Source organism: Billgrantia zhangzhouensis, from assembly GCF_021404465.1.
Lineage (GTDB): Bacteria > Pseudomonadota > Gammaproteobacteria > Pseudomonadales > Halomonadaceae > Halomonas > Halomonas zhangzhouensis.
Window position 1 is genome coordinate 180,968 of record NZ_JABFTT010000009.1, and the last position, 13,705, is coordinate 194,672.

17 protein-coding genes are annotated in these 13,705 nt (G+C 53.5%); 13 read left to right on the forward strand and 4 right to left on the reverse strand.

From position 1 onward, the window contains the following. Nucleotides 1–87 precede the first annotated feature (87 nt). The 7 genes from HOP51_RS13325 to HOP51_RS13355 all read left to right on the forward strand — a co-directional run bounded on the left by HOP51_RS13325 (nt 88) and on the right by HOP51_RS13355 (nt 5,520). On the forward strand, nt 88–891 hold the full coding sequence (locus HOP51_RS13325; protein ID WP_234274384.1) for an AraC family transcriptional regulator: 804 nt from the start codon (nt 88–90) through the stop codon (nt 889–891). Nucleotides 892–1,141: 250 nt separating this feature from the next. Further along, nucleotides 1,142–1,345, forward strand: a complete 204-nt coding sequence (locus HOP51_RS13330; RefSeq protein WP_234274385.1) for a hypothetical protein — start codon at nt 1,142–1,144, stop codon at nt 1,343–1,345. A gap of 75 nt (nt 1,346–1,420) precedes the next feature. Next, nucleotides 1,421–2,923 carry a radical SAM/SPASM domain-containing protein gene (locus tag HOP51_RS13335; protein ID WP_234274386.1) on the forward strand — a complete coding sequence of 501 codons (1,503 nt, stop codon included), beginning with the start codon at nt 1,421–1,423 and terminating at the stop codon, nt 2,921–2,923. A 16-nt stretch (nt 2,924–2,939) separates the two neighbouring features. After that, nucleotides 2,940–3,677: a 2OG-Fe dioxygenase family protein gene (locus tag HOP51_RS13340; RefSeq protein ID WP_234274387.1), complete on the forward strand. Its 738-nt coding sequence runs from the start codon at nt 2,940–2,942 to the stop codon at nt 3,675–3,677. Further along, complete coding sequence (locus tag HOP51_RS13345; protein ID WP_234274388.1) at nt 3,677–4,408, forward strand: AzlC family ABC transporter permease; 732 nt, start codon at nt 3,677–3,679, stop codon at nt 4,406–4,408. The genes HOP51_RS13340 and HOP51_RS13345 overlap by 1 nt, the downstream gene beginning before the upstream one ends. After that, nucleotides 4,405–4,716, forward strand: a complete 312-nt coding sequence (locus HOP51_RS13350; protein WP_234274389.1) for a hypothetical protein — start codon at nt 4,405–4,407, stop codon at nt 4,714–4,716. Before HOP51_RS13345 ends, HOP51_RS13350 begins: the two co-directional genes overlap by 4 nt. 219 nt (nt 4,717–4,935) lie before the next feature. Then, entirely contained in the window at nt 4,936–5,520 is a 585-nt protein-coding gene (locus HOP51_RS13355) for a DUF6037 family protein (protein ID WP_234274390.1), read from the forward strand. Nucleotides 5,521–5,908: 388 nt separating this feature from the next. Here the strand turns inward: HOP51_RS13355 and HOP51_RS13360 are convergent, their stop codons facing one another. Continuing rightward, complete coding sequence (locus tag HOP51_RS13360; RefSeq protein WP_234274391.1) at nt 5,909–6,241, reverse strand: antibiotic biosynthesis monooxygenase family protein; 333 nt, start codon at nt 6,239–6,241, stop codon at nt 5,909–5,911. 99 nt (nt 6,242–6,340) lie between these two features. Next, nucleotides 6,341–7,963 (reverse strand): ABC-F family ATP-binding cassette domain-containing protein, encoded by a 1,623-nt coding sequence (locus tag HOP51_RS13365; RefSeq protein ID WP_234274392.1) that lies wholly within the window; start codon nt 7,961–7,963, stop codon nt 6,341–6,343. A gap of 190 nt (nt 7,964–8,153) precedes the next feature. Between HOP51_RS13365 and HOP51_RS13370 the strand changes: the two genes are divergently transcribed. The 6 genes from HOP51_RS13370 (at nt 8,154) to HOP51_RS13395 (ending at nt 11,930) form a co-directional block, all read left to right on the forward strand. Further along, the gene (locus tag HOP51_RS13370) at nt 8,154–8,552 is read left to right on the forward strand and encodes a GFA family protein (protein ID WP_234274393.1); all 399 of its coding nucleotides are present in this window, start codon (nt 8,154–8,156) and stop codon (nt 8,550–8,552) included. A 63-nt stretch (nt 8,553–8,615) separates the two neighbouring features. Beyond that, nucleotides 8,616–8,912: a YciI family protein gene (locus HOP51_RS13375; protein ID WP_234274394.1), complete on the forward strand. Its 297-nt coding sequence runs from the start codon at nt 8,616–8,618 to the stop codon at nt 8,910–8,912. A gap of 67 nt (nt 8,913–8,979) precedes the next feature. Beyond that, nucleotides 8,980–9,177 (forward strand): hypothetical protein, encoded by a 198-nt coding sequence (locus HOP51_RS13380; RefSeq protein ID WP_234274395.1) that lies wholly within the window; start codon nt 8,980–8,982, stop codon nt 9,175–9,177. Continuing rightward, entirely contained in the window at nt 9,171–9,482 is a 312-nt protein-coding gene (locus HOP51_RS13385; RefSeq protein ID WP_234274396.1) for a DUF6544 family protein, read from the forward strand. The genes HOP51_RS13380 and HOP51_RS13385 overlap by 7 nt, the downstream gene beginning before the upstream one ends. 307 nt (nt 9,483–9,789) lie before the next feature. Further along, entirely contained in the window at nt 9,790–11,091 is a 1,302-nt protein-coding gene (locus HOP51_RS13390) for an AAA family ATPase (RefSeq protein WP_234274397.1), read from the forward strand. Further along, on the forward strand, nt 11,088–11,930 hold the full coding sequence (locus tag HOP51_RS13395; protein ID WP_234274398.1) for a DUF4435 domain-containing protein: 843 nt from the start codon (nt 11,088–11,090) through the stop codon (nt 11,928–11,930). The genes HOP51_RS13390 and HOP51_RS13395 overlap by 4 nt, the downstream gene beginning before the upstream one ends. Nucleotides 11,931–12,021: 91 nt before the next feature. Here the strand turns inward: HOP51_RS13395 and HOP51_RS13400 are convergent, their stop codons facing one another. After that, nucleotides 12,022–13,098, reverse strand: a complete 1,077-nt coding sequence (locus tag HOP51_RS13400) for a helix-turn-helix domain-containing protein (RefSeq protein WP_234274399.1) — start codon at nt 13,096–13,098, stop codon at nt 12,022–12,024. 11 nt (nt 13,099–13,109) lie between these two features. Continuing rightward, nucleotides 13,110–13,685 (reverse strand): hypothetical protein, encoded by a 576-nt coding sequence (locus tag HOP51_RS13405; protein ID WP_234274400.1) that lies wholly within the window; start codon nt 13,683–13,685, stop codon nt 13,110–13,112. Nucleotides 13,686–13,705: the final 20 nt, after the last annotated feature.

Here is a 13,705-nt window from a genome sequence, read left to right on the forward strand (position 1 = left end):
ATCAGTCTGGGTGTCGTCCATCTCGACATAGCATTAACATGTGCAAGAGAAAAGCCAATCAGCGCGGTAGCGGTGCAGGGACGATAAATGAGCGGCAATGAGGACTGGGCGTTACGTGCTCCACCATCCGCGAAGCTGGAGCGCATGGAGGCATTCTTCGGTGGATATGGCTTTGAGCCACACCGCCATGACACCTATGCCATTGGCCGGACGCTGGCCGGGGTGCACTGCTTTCATTATCGCAACAGCATGCGCCATAGTTTGCCGGGCGGCACCATCGTGCTACACCCGGACGAACTGCACGACGGTGAGGCGGGAACCGATGATGGATTCCGCTACCGTATCCTGTACATCGAGCCGGCCTTACTGCAGCGGGCTCTTGGCGGCAAGCCGTTGCCGTTCATACCCGAAGGCATCTCCCGTGATCCGCGGCTGTACGCGGCTACTCAGACCCTCATGCAAGGCATGGAGTGCCCAATCGATCCACTTGAGGAAGACGACGCCATCTATGACCTGGCCCAGGCATTGGCCCTGGTGGCAGGAGCACGGCGTGGGCGAAAGGCGCTGGATTATCAGGCCGCAGAGCGCGCTCGTGAATACATTCACAGTGCGATGGACCGCGCCATCACCCTCGAAGAACTCGAACAGGCCAGTGGACGTGATCGCTGGAGATTGTCGCGTGATTTTCGAGCGCTCTATGGCACCAGCCCCTACCGTTACCTGACCATGCGTCGCCTAGATCATGTGCGTGCATTGATCGTTACAGGGCAGACGCTAACGGATGCCTCCCTGATCGCCGGCTTCTCTGATCAGAGTCACATGACTCATCACTTCACCCGTGCGTACGGCATCCCGCCGGCGCGATGGCTGCGGATGTTACATCACCACTGATCTCCGCTGTCCCTGACCCTGCAGTAAACCTGCACGATCTTACAAGACCGCCTCGAATACCTCTCCCTAGACTCGACTCATCCCATTGCAGCAAGAACCACTTCGGTTGGACTCCGCATGCCCTTGTGGCGTGTCTGCGCGGGGCTTGGTCGGTTGCTGACCTGTTGAAAAACGGATTCGCACCCGCTTGCGGGTGTTTCACGCGGCGCCTGAATGGTTCGGCGCCACATAACCAAGAGAGGAAGGCGGGATGAACTTCATTACTAGCATCTCCACCATCGGCGGAACTGTAGGCGGAACCGTGGGCGGAACAGTCGGCGGCACCGTGGGAGGAACGGTTGGCGGCACTGTGGGAGGAACGGTTGGCGGCACTGTGGGAGGAACGGTCGGTGGCACTGTGGGCGGCACCTTTGCTGTCGGTGGCCTGCAGCTCAATGACCGCCTGACCAAGTAACCGGGCGAAGGCGGTGTCCGGCATCGTGACACCGCCTTCGGGTGACAGTCTCCACGGAACCACGGAGCGTGCCAGTTGAAAACCGCAGTTGAAACCGAAGCCTATGTCCTGTCCAAGGACGTAGTTCAGACCAGAGTCGGTGAGCGTTTCGCCACCTATCATCGACGACTCGGAGGCCTATTCTTTCTGGACGATGCCGCCCAGGAGCAGCTCCTAAGCTTCCAACAGCCACGCCAGGTGCCCATCAGCACTCTTTCCGGCGATGCCGACAACCGCACCGACGAGCTGATCCAACAGCTGATTGCACGCCGCATCCTTGTTCGACCGAGCGACCAACACACAACACTCACCATGCCCTCGACGCTGGAGAAGAAGGTCAACATCATTCAGCTTATCCTCGCTAACGCGTGCAATTTCGGTTGCACCTACTGCTTTGAAGGTGTGCAGGGCAAGGAAATGTCTGCTGAAGACGAATTCAACAAGGTCGACACCTCGCGCCTGATTGCTCGCGAAGGGATCAAGGTTAACATCGAGGATTCGATCTATGCGTCGAAGGAGCGCTTCGACCACCAGTACGACCCGAAGAACCGTTCGATGAAGCCCGCCGACGGCATCGCCTATGTCGAGTCGGCGCTCGCCGTGGCACGCTCCGCCGGCGTGTTTGAAGTGATGCTGCAGTTCTTCGGAGGCGAACCGCTGCTCAACTGGCGCACCATCGAAGCGGTGCTGGAGCGCTTCGGCAACGGCGAACGCGACGGCATGACGATTCATTACTCGACCGTCACCAACGGCTCGTTGATCACCGACGAAATAGCCGAAACCTTCGCTAGGTACCAGGTTGCTGTATGCGTTAGCTTCGATTCCCCAACCAGCCCAAGCCGGCCATTGAAGAATGGCGAGGACAGCACGCCGGTAGTGATGCAAGGACTGAGACTACTGCAAAAGTACGACAATCGCGTGGCAATTAATGCCGCGTTGACCTCGGCCACCTGGAGTGACTTCAACGAATCCATCGTCGACTTGGCGGTAGATGTCGGTGCACGGGAAATTGGGGTAGTAGTCGACTTCGATCCGACCTTCTATGCCAGCTTCGGCGCCGAGAACATCGTCGAACACCTATGGCAAGTGGTGGAGTATGGACGTAGCCACGGCGTGGTGCTCACCGGCTACTGGCACCAAATCTTTCAAGTGATGCTCGGCTTCGACAGTGTTAGTCATAGGGGCTTCAAAAACTGCTCGGCCAAGGGGGCGCAATTCAGTATCGAGCCCAATGGCTCGGTGTTTGCCTGCAAAGCCGGTTCTACGCTGTTGGGTGATATCCGCGACGGGGTAAACATCCTCGATTCAGAGCCCTATCTGGAGCACGCCAGCCTGCGGCGCGACAACCCGGAGTTCTGTCGCGGCTGCGAAATCGAGGGATTCTGTGGAGGACTGTGTCTGGGGCCTCTGGAGAAAAAATACGCGTCGGTCGGTGCCGTTGAGCCCTCGGCATGCGATTTCTACCGTGGCATTACTAGAAAGCACATCGAATCTCTCAAACCGTACGAAATTGCCACCTTCGACCTCCAACCTACCTGACCCGAGGGATACGTAGATGCATACCTCAATGGTGCAGCCTCAGAAGGTCTTCTCAGCCCATGTTGACTACATTCGCAAGGGTTACTGCGTAGTGGACATGCCAGTTATGTCGCGCGACGTTCAAGGTTCTTTCGAAAATATGCCGCGTGACGGCCACAGTCTCGGTCGTCTACGACAGATCCGCTTGTCGCAGTACATCGGTTTCTGGGATGAGAGCGAATGGGTTTTCGCCGTCCTGCCCCAGCGCAAGTACATCCAGTCAGCGCGCTACATCAAGCTCGAAGAAGCGGGTGGAATCCCTCGTCACCGCGAGCAATTGGAAGTCGATCCCTCGCCACTGATTGCTCGTGTGCTAGACAACCTGCCGATTGAGCTGAATGAGATGGTTCAGGTTAACGTCAACCAGATTCGCGTCACCGCCAACGCTCAATACCGGGGTGTGACAGTACCAGAGGGACCTCATCGCGATGGCCACGAGTACAGCGTCATCGCTGTCGTTCGCCGCGAGAATGTGATCGGCGGTGAGACCCAGGTGATCGATCCGCTGACCAACCAAGTGGTACATCGCCAGGTACTGGAAGCAAATCAGGCGATCATCATCGACGACGAGCGCTATATCCATTATGCCACCGACATTGAGCCGGCAACTGGAGAGTTGGGTTACCGTGACATCTGGGTGATTGAAATCAACCGATGGGAAAACCGTGCCTACGGTCGGGCACATGAACGCGAGGCGATGGCGAGTGGCAGCTAATGAGCGAAGTACAACCGAGCGCAGGTGACGAATTTGCACCACCATTTGGTAGCAGCAAAGCGGACACGCTGCGGCGAGTGGCTCCAGCGGCGATTGCGGTCGTGCCGGTCAGCATGCTATTCGGCGTGCTAGCCGTACGCACCGACTGGTCGCTGCTGGAAGTGGTTGCCATAAGCTTGCTGGGCTTCTCCGGCAGCGGGCAGTTCGCCTTGCTACCCCTTGTCGAATCCGGTGCCAGCTTTTTCACCATGCTCCTGGTCACTGCCTCAATCAACTGTCGCTACTTGCCAATCGCTTATACGTCGGCCACGCGCCTGCCGTCCGCGGTTGGCAAGCGAGCCTGCGTGGCCCACATGCTGGGCGACGAGGCTTATGCCACGGAGCACGAGCGAGATAGCGGCCCTCGCGTGTGTTGGATTCGTGTCACCATCTTCACTACATGGGTGATAGCCGGGTTACTCGGTGCGTTGCTAGGTCAAGTTATCCCGACTGCCTGGCTTGGAGCCGATATGAACCTTGGATACCCCGCCAGCGTGGTGCTGATGTATCTGTCGGTCTCGCAGTTGCGAGCCAGACTTTGGAGTAAAGAGCAGCAGCGACCGGCAGTATTGGCTGCAGCCGTGTTGAGCGCGGGCGTGGCACTTTTGCTCATCCAGTTATTCGGGCCGGTGTACTTCTGGATTCCGAGCGTTCTGCTCGCGACTTTCATTCTGGGGAGAGCGTGGTCATGAGCGAGTCCGTACTGGTGGCAATTGCGGCGCTATTCACCACCAGCTGTCTGGTTCGTATCGCGCCGACGTTCATCTCGTTGCGAATCAACCCAAGCACACAGCGCTATCTGGAACGACTGCTGCCGGCAGCAGTATTCATCAACTTCGCTGTCTACATTGCATACAGCGAGATAGCACGCGAGCCGGCTCCGGCATTGATATCCCTAGTGGTGGTCGGTGCCGTTGCCCTATTCAGTCTTTTGGGTCTGATTGGCACCGCCGTGCTGGGGGCCACGCTTTATTTTTTATTAATATATATTAATGGTTGATATATTATGGTGGCGTCCCTATGATTTTCCTGGTTAAATGCTTAGAAAGTGGACTTTACGCTCTTTTAGCATCCATCAGGGAGCCCTCCCACGGAAGTTCGCTTCTGCTCATCATATCGCCTTTGGGTCAAACTTCTACTTCACCTGACTAGTCAACTTTCATCAATAGAGGCGGTTAGGTGACGATTTTTTCCTTAAGTATTTACACGAGAGCTGGCTATGAAAATGGAATCCCTCAAGAAGCTCCACCAAAGTATGCGTGTGCTTGGTGTTGATATGCAGAAATTTCAGGTACGTTTAGGCGCGGCTGAGTTCGACTGTCTTTTCTCCACTCGTGACGACCCTTTTGTCCTTGCTTTGACATCACGTGGGCTAAATCCTCGTTTTTTTCGGTTTGTCGTGAACCGCGGCTACTGGATTCGTGACTATTTAGGAGATCTGTATGGACCCTTGGTTGAGGTGTTAAAAATTGATGGAAGCTCTGGGAAGCGTCTTGTTCCAAAGGACTTCCTTGTACAGCTAGATGCTGCTATCCCTCATGCTGCGACCCAGCTTTGGGTGCCTGAACCGCATGTGATCGTTCAGCTGAGAGCTGACTTAGAAGAAGCTGGCCGCCCCTACTTCGATACATGGATTTACTGGGACTCAGAATCAAATCGATCACCGCGCAAAGAAAACATGGTAAAGACACTGGAGGCGTTGGGTCCTGAAGCACTTGAGTATTCGAAGCGAATGAATGCATCCAGCAAGTGGAGTATGACCCCGACTAGCCGTACCTGGAAAAGTGAGCGGAGGAGCACATAAGATGCCGCCGTGAGGTCTGTCCACCATCTCGGCGGCGATGGCGGCATAGGCCTCGCCCGAGACGATGTTGGCCCCGGTGGAGAGCGTCGCCTCGGGAATGCCAGGAATGCGTAGTGGCAGGGGAACGATTGCCGGCAGGTCGAGAAAGGGCGTGGTGCCCTTTTCGAAGCCCTGCGGTGAGGCGTCCCTGCGGAGCAAGAGCGGCCAGGGCCGCGGTGAGCTCCACGGCCGCCTCCACCGGGCCGACACCGGTCATGGTCGGGGTAAAACGCTGCTTGAGATCGGGCCGTATTCGGCCTCGGCGGCCATCGCGAAGAGCACGTCGTGGCCGCCCAGTGCTGTCAATGTCGGCGGTATACGCCGTGCTGCGCTCATGCGTTCCATGGCCTCAGGCATCGCTATCGTTGCCGACTGTCTGAATGACCTCGAACCCCTCGAAGTTCGGCGGGCCCAGGTAGAGCCCCTCGCGCTTGCTCTGGCCGGCGTTGGCGTGGGCCTTGCGGAACGCCTCGGAGTGCGTCCAGGCCTCGAAATCCTCGCGCGAGCGCCACACGGTATGCGAGGCGTATAGCACGTGGTCTTCCTTCTCGGGGCCGCGCAGCATATGAAACTCGACGAAGCCGGGCAGGCCCTGCAGGTGGGTTTCCCGCTCCAGCCAGATCTGCTCGAACTCTTCCACTCGCTCGGGGTTGACCCGAAAACGATTCATGGCGATGAACACGATATTGCTCCTTGTGGTCAGCGACTGATGGTCACCGAACGACGATGACACCGACATCGGTAGTGGGCAAGGGATGAGCTGCTTTCCATACCATGGGGGTCAATCGTATGACTGCGGCTCCATCCTCCAGCCCTGCTCAGTAGCGAGCAAGCGATCGGTCAAGCCGAGGTTATCCAGAAAGACGTCATCATGCGACACCACGATCAGTGCGCCCTGGTAGCTGCGCAGCATGGCCTCCAGAGCCTGTGCCGAGGGCAAATCCAGGTGGTTGTTCGGCTCATCGAGTAACAGCAGCTGCGGTGGCGTGTCGGCGTAGAGCAGGCAAGCGAGAGCTGCCTTCAACCGTTCACCACCGCTCAGTGACCCACTTGGCGTCGCTATCTTCGGCGCATCGATCCCCAGTTGCGCCAAGCGCATGCGCAGGTCCGCCTCGGTCGCCGTGCGATTGGCCGAGCGTAACTGCTCGAGCACCGTCTTTTCCGGGGCCAGGTTCTCCAGTTGCTGGTCCAGATAGGCGCTCTCGGGCGTCACCTTGCAAACACCGGCCAAGGGCGTCACCTTGCCCGCCATCACGCGCAGCAAGGTGGATTTTCCACAGCCGTTGGGGCCGATGACACCCACGCGCTGCTGCCCGCTCACGATCAGGCTAGTAGAGCGGGTGGCTTGCGCGACGTAAGGCAGCTCCACGCCATCCAGTTCGGCCACGCGACTTTTTGCTGGCGGCGCAACGGGGAGGTCATGCAGGGCGATGGGCGCCTCATCTTCGACATGCTGAGCGGCATCTTTCACGCCCTGATTGAGCTGTGCCAGGCGGGCCGCCTGATGCCGGCGCAGTGCCCCCGAGGATGCTTCGCTGCGTTCTTTCTGCCCATCCAGAAGCAACTTGGCTTGATTGGCCTCCTTGCCTTGCCGATAGCCGCGTGCCTGGCGCCGCTGCTGTCGTTCCAGTTGCTTGCGCATCGCCCATGCCTCACGCTGGCGCTCGCGCTTACGCTCGGCCAGCGTCTCCAGGGCATTATGTCGCTCATGAGCCTTGGCCTCGGCATAAAAGGCGTAATTGCCCCCGTAGCTTTGCAGCCCCAGAGAAGAAAGCTCCACAATGCGCTCCATGGCGTTCAGTAGCTGCCTATCGTGACTGACCACGATCAGCCCGCGTGGCCAGCGTTGCAGCTGTTCGATCAGCGCCTGCCGATTCGGCCGGTCGAGATGGTTGCTTGGCTCATCGAGGATCAGAAAGTCGGCATTCGACAGCATGGCGCCTATCAGGGAAACCCGCATCGCCTCGCCGCCGCTAAGTACGCTGGCCGGTGAATCGGCGTCAAGGTGGCCCAAACCATTGGACTCCAGCTCCAGGCGCAGGCGCGACGGCAAGTCCCAGTCGTCTCCTACGGCATCGAAATCCTCCACTGCCGTACTGCCCGACTCGATGCGCGCCAGCGCATCCAGGGTATGCTTAACCCCCGCCAGCGTTGCCACTGTTGCAGCATCAGGATGGACCACTTGTTGGGCGAGATAGTGTACGTTGCCGGAGCGTCGACAGTGCCCGGAGGTGGGCGGTAACAATCCGGCCAGGATGCGTGCCAGCAAAGTCTTGCCCACGCCATTGCGACCAACCAGCCCCGTAGAACGCATGTCGAACTGCTCGTGGAGGCCGGAGAAAAGCACTCTGCCGTCGGGCAAAGCGTAAGAAACGTCGTGGAGTACGAGATGTCTATTCGTCATGCGCTATTCCTGCGATGCCAAGCACTCCCCCTGCGATAGGGGCCGGTGGAGACTGGCCGTCATAACAACGGCGGCATCAATGGCGCATTGGACGAACACCTCATATTGAAGGGATGGACCGCCGACTATACTGCATCCGCCCTCTATCCGAAAACCAAGTAGAAGAAAAACCGACCGGGAGAAGACACCGATGCACAAGGGAAGCTGCCTATGCGGGAAAGTGAAATACGAGTACCGCGGCGAGATCGATGAAGTCTCCATGTGCCACTGCAAACAGTGCCAGAAGGCCCAGGGCTCGGCCTTCGTTGCCGTGGCGCCCATCCGCTCGGCCGACTTTTCCATCACCCGAGGCGCGGAGTACCTCAAGGAGTATCGCGCTACGGCGGGCAAGGTGCGGGTGTTCTGCGCCGAGTGCGGCAGCCCGCTCTACAGTGCCCGCGACGACCTGCCCGAGGCCAAGCGACTACGGCTGGGCACGCTGGATATGCCGATAACGCCCAGCAAACGCTATCACGCCTGGGTCTCGTCCAAGGCCGAGTGGTTCGAGCTTGCCGATGAGCTGCCCAAGTTTCCCGAGTTTGCTCTTTGAATTAGCAGTATGCGAAGCTTTATCCGAGAGAAGTCTGGTTCAGTGAACGAAGGAAAACGCTACATGAAGCAGTATGCTGTTTTAGCCTACGACTACACCGACACCGAAGCACTGGATCGTCGTCTGGCCAATCGCGAAGCGCATTTGAACGGCCTTCGCCAGCTCGCCAAGCAAGGGAGTTTCCTCAGTGGCGGAGCAATACTGGATGAAGAAGGCAAGATGGTCGGCTCGAATGCCCACTTCCAGTTCGCAGATCGTCAGGCCTTTGATGCATGGCTTGCAACCGAGCCTTATATGCTCGGCCGTGTTTGGGAGCACGTCGACATTCGAGAGGTGCGGCTGTTCGATCCGCATGGGTAATTGTAATTACCCAGGCACCACACACCATCCTGAGTAGGCAGGTCCAGCCGTGCACAAGACTTGAAGAATGGCCGATAGGGCGAAGCGCAGGAGAAAACGCATAGCCTACCTGGGGGGAGCCTTGGCTTTGCTGCTGGCGCTGGTACTCACCGGCTTACTGGCCATGCAGGCCTGGCGACTGGCCGACAACCGTGCGATGGGGCAGGCCTGGGCATGGCTGCAATCCCAGGCGCCTGCTACCGTCGAAACGAGCCCGCCATGGTAGAGGGCCTACCCGCACTACTTCCGCTACACCATCGAGCGATCATCACCCGCGGCTCCCTGGAACAAGCCATCGAGATCGCCGTAACCCAAGACGGCCAACCGCGCTGGGTACAGTTCCAGCGCTGGAGCAACGCCAACCCTGAGAAGGCGTGGCGGCTCCAGCCCTTTGGCGGCTACCTGGACGACTTCCAAAACTTCGAAGGCTTCACCCTGCCCACCAAGGTCGAAGCGGGCAATCACTTCGGCATCGAAGCGTACTGCCCGTTCATCCGGGTGAGGGTGCGAAGGTGCGCTTTTCGGCCGTAGCGCTTCACCTAGCGTTGGGGCCGTTGACCCAGCGCATAGGAAAAGCCATGCTTCGGTGCTAGGCTGAAACGCAAAGATACATAACGATACGGATGTACGAATAGCATGGAGAGAGTCCGCATGAATTTTCTACTTATGGGCTTGCTCTGTGTCATCGACTCTTGGGCCGATAAAGGCATATGCCTTTAATGTAGATGGTGCTTTTAAAGAGTGGATTAGATGTAGACTAGGTTGTGTGATGTAGTTGAAAACTTGCTTCTTAATTGATGGTTTGTGTCGGATTGATTCTAACTATGGAGATGCTGCGGTGGAACTGAGGAAACTATTCATCAGAGGGCTTTTCGGGCATTTCAATCACACAATTAAGTTCAAGGAAGGGAATGTTACAATACTGACCGCCCCTAATGGCTATGGTAAAACTGTATGTTTGAAGGTTATAGATTCTATTTTTAATAGAAAACTGTCATTTTTGTGTGATCTCCAGTTTACTGCGATAGAGCTGGAAACCTCTGAAGGGGTTCTAACAATAGAAAAGGACATGGAGGAATCGCCTAATAAAATTACTCTAGGTCATGGCGATTTGGAGAAGTCGCATGAGTACCATCGCGATTATACTCTTTCAAAGAAAACGACTATCCATGCTATTGATACTAGCATTCCGTTCCTGCATAGGATTGGTCCAAGGGAGTGGGAAGACATAAGGACAGATGATATATATTCATTTGACGAGGTGATTGAAACTTTTTCAGAGTACTTGCCGGATGAGTTTACAGCGCAGAAATATCCGGAATGGTTTGTTGTATTTACTGATTCGCTCAAAGCGCATTTCATTCAAGATCAGCGGCTTATACAAAGAAAAGGCAGTGCGGATAGAAATCGGCGTAAAAGCTTTATAGATACTATTGAGAAGTATGCTGATGAATTGTCCGACCTTATCCGACAGTCTGGGTTTCGTTCTTCACATGTTTCGCAACAGCTTGATACAACGTTTCCCGAGCGCCTTCTTAGGAATGATAAATATTTTGTTCCTATGGAGGCGGAAAATTTAAAGCAGGAGCTGCAGAAGCTGCAAGGAATCAGGTCTGAACTATCGGCTTTTGACCTTTTGTCGTCAGCTCAGCATTTGCCTGCCCTGCATGTCTTAGATGAGATAAAGCCTGAAGATAAAAAAGTTTTGACTTTATATGTTCAGGATACGAAAGAGAAACTTTCTTCTTATGATGGAATATATAAGAAGATAGAGCTTTTTTCTAGGATATTAAACAGCAAAAGGCTTTCTTTTAAAAGAATAAAAATAAACTCAAGTAGAGGGTTTCAGTTCGAAACAGAAAGAGGTAGGCCTCTAGAGCTTACACAGCTTTCTTCAGGAGAGCAACATCAGGTGGTGTTGCTTTATGAGCTTATATTTAAAACAGAGAAAAATGTTTTAGTTTTGATAGATGAGCCAGAGATATCTTTACATGTTGCTTGGCAGAAGGAGTTCTTGAAAGACTTAAAAGAAATTATAAACATACAGAGTATGCCCGTGGTTGTTGCAACACATTCTCCTCAAATCATAGATGGGAATTGGGATCTGACTGTTGATTTGGAGGAAGGTGGACTAGCATGAGGCATTATATTGATGAGAATGATAAATTAAACGAAATAAGATTGCTTTTTAGACATCCTCTTTATAGAGATAAAGTTGTTGTAGTGGTCGAAGGTGAGACAGATGTAAGGCTTTTCAGGGGAATCTTAGAGTCTGAGACTGCAAAGATTGAAACTGTGGATGGAAAGTCCCCCTTGCTTAATCTGATGATTCAGCTAAGCGAAGAGTATCCTGAGAAAGTTTTGGGGATATGTGATGCAGACTATGATAATTTAAACGGGCTTGCTGATGAGCGAGCTAGAAACTCTGTCTACGTTACAGATCATCATGATGCGGAAGTTATGATGCTGATCTCTCCGGCTGCTGATGCGTTTATCAGCGAATATGCTTCTCATGGAAATATAGATACTGTACGAGAGCATTTAATACCTAATGCTTTTGATGCTGCATATGAGCTCGGTCTAATAAGGTGGGTTAATTGCAACGAGGGCTTGAATATTAACTTCAAGGGTTTGAATTTTAACGAATTTGTTTCAGTTGACTCGTTAAGTGTTTCAATTGATTTGGAGGTCTTGCTTGATGAGCTTATATTGCGCAGCAGGAATAAAAAAGAAATAGCTACGAAAGAGTACATAATTTCTAAGATAGATGAGTATAAGTCTAGTGATGCCTGCAAGCTCCAGGTCTGCTGCGGACATGATGTAGCAAACATAATTGCCATTTGTTTTCGTCAGGAAGAAATTTCTTTAGAAACCAATATGGACCATAAAAAAGTTGAGTCTGCGCTGAGGATAGGTTATCAAAGAGAGTATTTTGAGAAGCTTGAGTTGTATTCTAAAATAAAGGCAGTGACAGGATAAGGTTGGACGGTCATGTCAGAGCCGCAGGCATGAGCTGCGGCTCTGTACTTTATTGTTAGTGTGGAATGTTGGTGACAGAAGCGCGAGATTGCTAATTAATGCTCGTCAATTTTGTCCTGTTTTCAATGATTTTTGGTTCGTCAGTGTTTCCGGTCAATCCTAGGAGAAGATTGTTTACTTCATCTAAGGGGAGGGAGAGTTGCGTTGCAATTTCATTTTTTGTTATTTTTTCCAACCAGAGTTTTTCAAGTACTTTCCGCCATATGGCCGATTCTTCTCGGGAGGTGCCAACGGGTTCTCCAGAACGATAGCCGCGTCGTCCTAGTTCAATGCAAATGGATTTATATTGCCAATCGGTAAGTATCCCAAGCGTGTGAAGGCGATAAGCCATGGCCATGGCTGATACTCGCCACCTTCCCTTAAGCTTTATTACCATGTCTGTGTTAATGAATCGCGGTACTCTGGAGCATACATCCTCCCGAGGCATAAGGAAGGCTGAAGCAAACTGATTGGCCTCCTTCTCAGCTTCTCGTGAGCCACTTGCTCCGCCGTGGACATGTAATACCAAATGTCCTAGCTCATGAGCAGTATCAAAGATACTGTGCTCAGCAGTTTTAAAGTTATTGAGAAATATAAGAGGTGTTCCTTGCCTCCAAAATGAAAAAGCATCTACTGAAGCAGTGTTTTCTGTTAAAGATAAAAACCTTACACCTTGACTTTCAAGAAGGTGGATAAGGTTGCCGATAGGCTTAACTCCCAGCCCCCAATGTTGACGCAGGGCTTGAGCAGCGACTTCTGGGTTGGTTTCGTAACTTAGGTCGAGTAGGTTTGGAGTTGGTAGACTAAAACGTTCTTCTACCCAATTAATCAGCTGTAGGCCTAAGGCGCCAGCTGAAAGTGCTGCATCTCTCTCTTTTGCCGTCATTTTTGACAGGCTTCGAAAGCTTACCGAGTCAGCTTGAAGTATATCAGTGTCATCCTTATAAAAAAAACTAGAAGGATAGTTTAAAGTTTCAGCAAGACGTTCAACTGTAGAGTCGTCAGGCTGGTTGTAAGCCTTTTCAATTCTGGTGATGGTAACGGCAGTTGTTCCAGCCATTTCTGCTAGTGCTTTGGCAGAGAGACGCCTCCTCTTTCTAGCTAAAATTAGCCTGCTGTGGTTGAACATTCTTAACCCGCTCACTTCCGTGCAACAACTGGATCAAAATCGTCAACAATGTCATCGTCATCAATCAGGAGTGATACGCCGTCAAAGTCTGATCCGTCAGAAAGATAGATACGCTCTAGGTAATCACTGTAATTGGATCTGGTGACTGTTGGGCGTGATAGCTCAGCCGCGCCCTTGGGGTCAATCATCAAAAAATATGTAGAAAAATCGTCAATTGAGGTGACGCTGGATGATGTTCCGCCAAACATGTCTATAGTGAATTGGCATACGCGAGCAGCTCCGGCTCCTTTGGGGGATCTTGCCTGTGGTTGGACAGCGTCATTGGCGGCCAGCTTAACATTAGAGAAACCTACGCGTACCTTAAGGTTGTCATTACGGATGAACTCTATATTTTCGACTCGCTCACGAGACCATGAATCCCCGACAAACGCCCTACGTAGGGCAGCAACGCCATGTATGTAAGCGAGTAAGCCTGCAGCGTTGGCTGGATGATCTAAGGTCGCATCGGCACCTGCTGCCATCGCTTGGGTACGTACCAGCAGAAGCCCTTCTCTCGATAAGCCGAGCTCGACAAGACGATTGTCCACGCTTGGCTCATCCTTCAGTA